Genomic DNA, 8,321 nt, shown 5'->3' with positions numbered 1-8,321 from the left:
TTTCAGCCGCGTCTTCCGCCAGCAGACCGGCATCACGCCGACCCATCTGAGGCACCCGAACCGGACAGTGGCGAATGACGTTGCCAGGTAGCGGTGCCAAGTAGCGGGCCCTGTGCACGATCTCGGTAAAGCGGGCAACTCCGCCGGTGTCCAGGCCAATGCCGGCCGGTTGCTACGTTACCGCGATAACCTTTCCCGTTGCGCTAAGGCGACACAGGACTTTCGCTTGTCGCACTTGGACGCCATCTCGGAGCGCATAGGTTATTCGCACCTCGATCGGCGCCGCCAGACCGGCCTTGCGTTGGCGCATCGGACCGGCGCTGACCGCGTATACGCGCACGGCGCCAAGGGGCGTCGCGGCCGACCCGATCGCCGCACGGCACGCGCTCACGACGTTGGTCGGCGTGCCTGGCTTCGCTTTCAGCGATAACAGGGGCGCAAAAGGATAGCCCGCTGTGGATCGCCCAAACTCGCCGGCACCGTTGCTCGAGGGCTTGAGGGTGGATGGCAGGCCGATCGCGGTTGTTGCGCTTTTGGCAGAGAGAACGCTGGGGTCGTCGGGGGGCGCGGCGACCGTGGTGCCTGACGTTGCTGTGCCGGCACCTGTTGAAACGCCCGCGCTTGCGCTGTCTGGAGCACTGCCAACCGAAACGCCCGCGCCGACTGACCCTGTGTCAGCCTTCGCGGACGCGCCGACACTCGTCCCACCTGCGCTCGCCGACGCACCAACGCTTACGCCTCCTGTGCCCGCTGACGCGCCAACACTTGCGCCGCCCGCACCGCCGAAACTTGCCCCCACCCCTGCGGAAACACCTTGCGATCCGGCGCTCACTCCAGCGCCAACGCCAACGCCGCCGACCTTGCCGCTACCACCGACATCAAGGGCCGCCGCCGGTCCGGTAGCGACTGCTATCATCATGGCGACTGCCACGTATTTGCCCATTTCGGGACCCTCCTGCGGCATGCGTTCGTGCTAACCCAATTGTGCTCCTGGCGATGGTCATCGAGGCGGGGGCGGCAGCAAGGCGTCGGGGAGCGTAATCGTCGTCTCCACCAGATCCCGTTTCGGTGATCCTGGCATCTTCGCTTTGATCTTGCCCTGCAAGCCTGTTTGACGGACAAGTTTGCCATCCTGGCCGGCAAGGGAAACTGCGGCGGAACGCGTGGCGCGCTCTGTTTGCTCTGTGCGGCACGCACCTTGCGCGTTGACCAGTTCGATCGCCTTTCGCGCAGCGGTAAGGGCAACGGACATGTCGGTCAGTCTTTGACGCGCTTGCTCCAATGCTGCGCTCAAGTCGGCGGATGTCTGCTTTGCCGCGTCTCTTTCCCGACGGGCGCCGTCAAGATCGCTTGCGGCCGAAACCGCGTGGGCACGTTCCAGGTCCAATGCTTCGTTGGCATGTCTTGCGGCAGCGACCGCCAGCTGGAGGTCGGTGGCTCGCTCAGCCACGGCCAAATCTGCGCGTTTCTTTTCGGCGTCGGCGGCCTGGCGGGCCATGGCGAGTTCTTGCTCGGATTGCTCGACCTTATGCCGCTCATCGGCGAGCGATTGGTTCGCCTCGGCCAGGGACGCTTCCATGGCGCTGCGTGCTTCGTTCGAGGAAACGGCTTGTGCTTTCAGTCCTTCGATGACGCGCTGCGCCGCCTCCAGATCGAGTTTGAGGGCTTCGTTGCTCTGGTTCGCCTCATTCAGCGCTTTTGCTTGCTCCGCGGAAGTGCCGGCCAACACCTTTGCCTGCGCGCTCGCCTTACGCTCAGCGTGCTGGCTTAGGTCCAACTGAGCCTTTGTCGACGCCAGTTCGCCCCGCGCCGCAACGATCTGCTGCTGCATTTCGGCGCCATTGTCTGCGGGGGATATCGCCCCCAGGAGGAGGATGCATCCCGGAATGGCGCTCCACCTCCAGTGGCGCATGCTGAAGCGAACCCATGCCAGGCGTGTGTCGAACTCCTCGTAAGATCCATGTGTGAGTGTCACTGGCCACGGTCCTCTGTTTGCTGGGCATTCCTCGCGGTGCTCAAGAAACACGCCATAGTGGCTGCGCGTGCTTGGATTAAGATTTCTTCATTGTAGCAGTATGCCCCATGTTGAAGTGAATCAACAACTGTGAAAATCTTGCCGTTTTAGAATTGTTCCGACCGGTTATACCAGATACGTCTTCTGGCGTAGGAAGCATCATCCAAATGGACTAGATATCGGGCGTGGCCGTTCCGATGGTGAACTTGTCGACGGCCGTCGACCAGCGTCGGACGCTCAAAGCGAGATCATGCTTCGCATTCATGCGCTGCCTCGTTTTCGCCAGCGGGAAGAGCGAGAGTTCTCAATTGAACCAGATCGGCTATCTGCGGCTGGCGGGCGCAGCAGGCAATCCTTCACCCGGCATGGCCGGAGTCGCCGTGACAGCGGATGGGAAGGACCTGGTCACCTCGCATGCCCGGTCTGGCCGATTGCGCGGCGTGGAAACGAACCGTAGCTACGAGACGAGCGGCGGTTGCGTCGCTGTTTCAGCAGTCGAACTCGCCTCGGAGAGCCATGCCGCATTATCCCGACGCCATGCCCGGATCGAAGGCCCTGTTCGAACGCGCCAGGAAGGTGATGCCGGGCGGCAACACGCGCACCACGGTCTTTGTCGATCCGTTTCCGGTGTACGCCGAACGCGGGGAGGGGTGCCGGGTCTGGGATGTCGACGGCAATGCCTATTACGACTGCATCAACAATTTCACCGCGATGATCCATGGCTACGCCCATCCCGACGTCACCGCGGCCGTGGCCGGGCAGCTGCCGCTAGGCACCGCCTTCGGCGCGCTGACGCCGAGCGAGATCGAGCTCGCCGAGCTCCTGGTCGAGCGGCTGCCCTCGGTCGACCAGGTCCGCTTCACCAACTCCGGCACGGAGGGCGTGATGATGGCGATCAAGGCCGCGCGCGCCTTCACCTTGCGGCCGAAGATCGTCAAGATCGAGGGCGCCTATCACGGCTCCTACGATTTCGCCGAAGTGAGCCTGGATTCCTCGCCGGCCAATTGGGGTGACCTGCCAAGGTCTACGGCTTACGCCAAGGGCACGCCGCGCGGCGTGCTGGACGACGTGATCGCCGTGCCCTTCAACGACAGCGAAGCGTTGCGCGCCGTCTTCGCCGCCGAGGGCGACAGCATCGCGGCCGTGCTGATCGACCCGATGCCCAACCGCGCCGGCCTCATCCGGGCGCGCAAGGATTACCTTCAGGCCATGGTCGAGATCGCTCATGCGGCGGGCGCGCTGGTCATCTTCGACGAGGTCATCTCGTTCCGGCTGGGATGGTCCGGCGCGCAAGGCCTGTGGGGCATCGAGCCCGACCTGACGGCGCTCGGAAAAATCATCGGCGGCGGTTTTCCGGTCGGCGCGGTGGGCGGGCGCGCCGATATCATGGCGGTGTTCGATCCGACCGCCGGCAAGCCCGCGCTTCCGCATGGCGGCACCTTCACCGCCAATCCGGTGACGATGCGCGCCGGCCTTGCCTCGATGCGGGCGCTGACGAAAGAAAGCTTCGGCCATCTCGATCGGCTCGGGAATTTATTGCGCGATGGCGTCACCGCCTCATTCCAAAAGCACGGTCTTGCCGGCCAGTGTGTTGGCCTGGGCTCGCTGTTCAAGGTTCATTTCACCTCGCACCCCGTCACCGATTATCGCTCCGTCTATCCGGGCCAGGCCGAGCGCGCGAAGTCCGACGCCTTCCACAAGGGCCTGCTCGACCGCGGCGTGCTCTCCGCCAGCTACGGCCTGTTCGCGCTGTCGACGCCGATGACCGAGGCGGATGCCGGCGCCATCCTTCAAGCGATCGACGAGACCCTGGGCGACATCGCCGCGCAATCCTGAAGGCAGGCCACAGATGACAGCTTCTCCTCATGTCGTGGTGATCGGCGCGGGCACGCTGGGCATGTGCACGGCGCTCAATGTCGTCGAGCAGGGCGCGCGCGTCACGGTGCTCGAAGCGCAGTCGATCGCTTCGGGGTCGAGCGGCCGCTCGGTCGGCGTCGTCGGATCGCAGCTGACCGATCCGTTCGAGATCCTGCTGCGCGTCCATTCGCTGCGCCGGTTCCGCCAATGGGAAGGCGAGGGGCTACGCTTCAACCATATCGGCTATCTGCGGCTGGCGCGCACGCAAGCGCAGATGGCGCTGTTCGCGAAATCGGTCGAGATCCAGGGCGAGGCGGGCTTAAGGTCGCGCCTGGTCCGCGCAAACGAGCTCCGGGACCTCGTGCCGCACATCAATCCCGACGGCCTCGAAGGCGGGTTGTTCGGACCCGACAACGGCTTCCTCGATCCGCATGAAATGTGCAATTTCCTGGCCGGCATCGTGCGCGCCAAGGGCGGCGAGATCCGCCAGTACCGCAAGCTGCTTGGCGCAGAACGGCGGCCGGGCGGCTATACGCTGGAGACCAGTCATGGCCCGGTGGATGCCGACGCCGTGGTCAATGCGGGCGGCGCCTGGGCTCCGCAGGTCGCAGCACTTTTCGGCCAGCGCCTGCACATCTGGCCAGAGCGCCACGAAGCCGTCGTCATCCATCTCGACGCGCCGCTCGGCTACACCATGCCGATGGTGATGGACCTGGTGAACGGCGAAGGCAGCGGCCTCAACTTCCGCCACGAAAAACCGGGCGAGCTGATCGCCGAGATCCACAAGGTGAATTCGACCGCGCCGGAAGACCCCGACAATTACAACGACCAGTGCGAGGAGCAGTCGAAGGTCGATCTGGCGGAGCTGCTTCTGGAACGTGTGCCCGACCTGCCTGGCGCGCGGCTCGGCCGGGGCTGGGCGGGCCTCTACCCGGTGACCGCCGACCATCGCCCCTTTGTCGGGCCGATCGATGTCTCGGAGCCGGCGCTGATCACCGCCGCCGGCGCCGGCGGCTACGGCATCCAGCTCGCCCCGGTCATCGGCCAGATCGCCGCCGACTGGGTGCTTCAGGGCGCGCCGGTTTCGGTACCTGGCTCGCAGAGCCTCGCGCCATCGGCCGAGCGCAACATTCCCGGCCACTGACCGATGTGTTTTGACGGGGCCGAACGTCCAAGATGCGACCGTTCGCGTTAACCATCAATTAACTATCCGGTCGCCTTCAATAGTGTTCTGGAGGATACTTGAGTCTGGCCGCGAGCGATGGTCTCGCGACGCCGGAATTAGAAAAGAAGCGGCGCCATCGCCGCCATCTGCCGGGGAGGCGCCCAGCATCTTTGATGAGGAGCGCCGGCATGAACATCGAGGAAGCAGTCACTGCGGCGACGGCGGGGTCGGGAGCGCTTCTCTCCTGTCTCGGCCAGCCGGTCGTGGCCTATCACGTCACGGCCATCATGCGCGAAACCGACAGGAGTCATGCGCGGCGGATGCAGCTCGCTCTGCTGCGCCGAAGCATCGAGGCGCTTGTCGACGACGGTCTCGAAGACATCGAGGCCGAACGCTTCGCATCGCAGTTCAATGGTCGCGTTGGCTCGGCCTGGGATTTGTTGCACCCGGCGAGCGACACACCGCACTGATCGTTGGACGGTGACCCTCCATCGCTGGCCATAGGGAACAAGCCCGGGATGAGGTAGACTGCCGCTTACGTCTGGGCTGACGTTCTCGAACGGGGGCATGCGATGCAGGCGATACCGATAGCGCATCCGGCGGAGCAATCTGCCGCGATCTCGATACCCTCGCTAGGCGGCTATCCGACCGCCGTCTTGTGCTGGCTGCTTTCGGCCGGCGTCTATATCGCGGCCAAATGGGTGGCGCCGGAAATGCCGCCCTGGGGGTTGTGCTTCTGGCGGCTCTTGCTCGCCTGCGCCATCCTGTTGCCGATCGTGCACCGCCATCACGGCGCCATGCTGGCGCTTCTCAAATCCCGCCCCCTTGAGATCGTCGCCGTCGGCGCGATCGGCCTGACATTTTGCCAGGGCATGATCTACCGTGGACTGAACGACACTGACGCGACCACGGCCGGCATCATCATGGCGATGTCGCCGATCATGACCATGGTGCTGGCGCGCCTGGTGCTGGGCGAACCGCTCGGCCTCTGGAAGGCGCTCGGCGCGGTTGCGGCACTTGCCGGCATGCTGGTCATCGTCGCGCATGGCAATATCGGCGCGCTGGTGCAACTGCGCTTCAACATCGGCGAATTGTGGATCGTCGGCAGCGCCTTCTGCTGGGCGCTCTACACGGTGCTGCTGCGCCGCTCCAAATTCGGTCTCGAGCTTCTGCCATTGGTGGTCCTCCTGCTCGGCGCCGGCGCGCTGGTGGCGCTGCCGTTCCATCTCTGGGAGATATTCAACGACGAGCGCTCCGCCCTGAATGGCAATGGCCTGCTCGCGCTCGCTTATCTGGCCGGCCCCGGTGGTGCGCTGATGTATTATCTCTACAACAAAAGCGTCGAGACGCTGGGCGCCAGCCGGGCAAGCATGCTGCTCTATCTGCAGACGCTGTTCGTCGCCATCCTCGCCTATCTGCTGCTCGGCGAGAGCCTGCACGATTACGATTTGCTCGGCGCCGCCTTCATTGTCGTCGGTGTCGTGCTGGCAACGGTCATCAAGCCAAGGGCGGTTCGATCCAAGGCGTGAGCAGGCCCCAAAGCAGCTCGCTTAACATATGTGGATGTCTCCGCCGCCAAGTCGATCTATCGCCTTGGCGGGGCGGAGAGTATCGACATGGATTGCTTCACCAGGCTCGAAGCGTTGATCGACACCGGCAGCGCCGACGCAGTCGAGGAAGCTCGCGCTCTGCTCAAGCATCTCGCTGCCGGCTCACGCGCCACTTTCGACGCCGCCGACGAATTCCTGATCGAGTTGATGACCTTGGCCTTCCTGGTCGAGGCCGGCCTGGAAGCCTCTCACAACCCGGCGCGGCGCCTGGCGCGCCTCAGGCTCTCACGATTGAAGCTGCTGCTGCCTTGAACCGCCAAGCTTTCCTAAATTAGCCATTTTTGCTATTGGCTGCCCTTCGCAGCGGCGGCCTCGGCCGAAGGGGACCATGGCGATCGACAAGCGCGTGAACGCATGAACGGCCCTCAGCACAGGCTGGAACTGCGCGTGCTTGGCGATTTTCAGGTCACGCGCTACGGCCAGCCGCTGGACCTGCCGCCGTCGCGCAAGACGCGGGCGCTGCTCGCTTACCTCGCCGTCACCGCCAGGCAGCATCAGCGCGAGCGGCTATGCGAGATATTCTGGGACATTCCCGACGACCCGCGCGGCGCCTTGCGCTGGAGCCTCTCCAAGATCCGCCAGGTGCTGGGCGCCGACGAATCCGCTTTGAGCGCCGACCGCAACGCCGTCGTACTCAACATCGCGACGGACTATGCGCAGCTGGCGCCGCTGGTGAAGGCTGACCTTTCGTCACACTCGACCGAGGAGCTTGAAGCCGTCCTGGCCTCGATCCGCGGCGGCTTTCTCGCCGACCTCTCGCTCGAGCGCTGCTTCGACTATGAAGCCTGGCGACAGGCCATCGCCAGCGAGGTGGAGATCGTCGAGCTTGGCATCCTGCGCGAGCTGGTCGAGCGTCTGCCAGGTGAGCCGCGACGGGCGCTGCCCTTCGCCCGGCGCCTGCGCCGCCTCCTGCCGGACGACGCCGGCCTCGCGGCCGAGACCGAGGCGCCGGAGGAGAAGGTTCGGTCGGCTGCCGCTCAGGCCACCGGCCGCGCGCCGCAGGCTGCTCCCCCCACGCCGCCGCAGTCGCCGTCGAAACCCGGCGTGTTACCGCAGGATCCCGGCCGCGCCGTGCAATTCTGCCGGGCTCTCGACGGCACCAGGCTCGCCTATGCCAGCACCGGCAGCGGCTCGGTGATCCTGCGCGCCGCGCACTGGATGTCGCATCTCACCTTCGACTGGGACAGCCCGATCTGGCGGCACTGGATGCGTGAACTGTCGCGCCACAATCGGCTGGTGCGCTATGACGAACGCTGCAACGGCCTGTCGCAGCGGCAGGTCGTCGACATCTCGTTCGAGACCATGGTGTCCGACCTCGAACGCGTGGTCGAGGCGACAGGGCTCGACCGCTTCACATTGCTCGGCCTGTCGCAGAGCTGTGCGGTCTCGATCGCCTACGCCATCCGCCATCCCGAGAAAGTATCGGGCATGATCCTCTATGGCGGTTACGTCAAAGGCTGGCGGGCGCGGGGCGACGCCGGCGAGATCGCGACGCGCGAGGCCGTGGCGACGCTGATGCGCGAGAGCTGGGGCAAGCCGAACCCGATGTTCCGCCAGGCCTTCTGCTCCATGTTCATCCCCGGCGCCACCCACGAGCATTTCGCCTGGATGGACGATCTGATGCTGCGTACTGTCTCGCCCGACGATGCCTGGCGCCTGCAGAGCGCCTTTTCAG

The 8,321-nt window shown here is 65.0% G+C and carries 7 protein-coding genes; 6 read left to right on the top strand and 1 reads right to left on the bottom strand.

Annotated elements, in window-relative coordinates; genetic code table 11:
• Positions 1-1,000: 1,000 nt before the first annotated feature.
• Positions 1,001-1,831: a hypothetical protein gene (locus tag EOA24_RS19570; protein WP_127255432.1), complete on the bottom strand. Its 831-nt coding sequence runs from the start codon at positions 1,829-1,831 to the stop codon at positions 1,001-1,003.
• Between the two features lie 699 nt (positions 1,832-2,530).
• Here EOA24_RS19570 and EOA24_RS19565 point away from each other — a divergent pair.
• The 6 genes from EOA24_RS19565 to EOA24_RS41670 form a co-directional block, all read left to right on the top strand.
• A complete protein-coding gene (locus EOA24_RS19565; protein WP_127409987.1) occupies positions 2,531-3,850 on the top strand; it encodes an aspartate aminotransferase family protein in 1,320 nt (439 codons plus the stop codon).
• Positions 3,851-3,863: 13 nt separating this feature from the next.
• Positions 3,864-5,015 (top strand): FAD-binding oxidoreductase, encoded by a 1,152-nt coding sequence (locus EOA24_RS19560; protein WP_189354033.1) that lies wholly within the window; start codon positions 3,864-3,866, stop codon positions 5,013-5,015.
• A gap of 209 nt (positions 5,016-5,224) precedes the next feature.
• Positions 5,225-5,506 (top strand): hypothetical protein, encoded by a 282-nt coding sequence (locus EOA24_RS19555; protein ID WP_245467128.1) that lies wholly within the window; start codon positions 5,225-5,227, stop codon positions 5,504-5,506.
• 102 nt (positions 5,507-5,608) lie between these two features.
• Positions 5,609-6,565, top strand: coding sequence for an EamA family transporter (locus tag EOA24_RS19550; protein ID WP_126083433.1), 957 nt, complete (start codon positions 5,609-5,611; stop codon positions 6,563-6,565).
• A gap of 30 nt (positions 6,566-6,595) precedes the next feature.
• Positions 6,596-6,898 (top strand): hypothetical protein, encoded by a 303-nt coding sequence (locus EOA24_RS19545; RefSeq protein ID WP_245491019.1) that lies wholly within the window; start codon positions 6,596-6,598, stop codon positions 6,896-6,898.
• Positions 6,899-7,000: 102 nt separating this feature from the next.
• Positions 7,001-8,321: alpha/beta hydrolase (locus EOA24_RS41670; protein WP_189354030.1), on the top strand; the 1,321-nt coding region annotated here is incomplete at its 3' end.

Source organism: Mesorhizobium sp. M2A.F.Ca.ET.039.01.1.1 (genome assembly GCF_003998035.1).
Taxonomy (GTDB): Bacteria; Pseudomonadota; Alphaproteobacteria; order Rhizobiales; family Rhizobiaceae; genus Mesorhizobium.
Note: the sequence above shows the minus strand (reverse complement) of the source record. Positions and strands in the feature narration are given on the sequence as shown.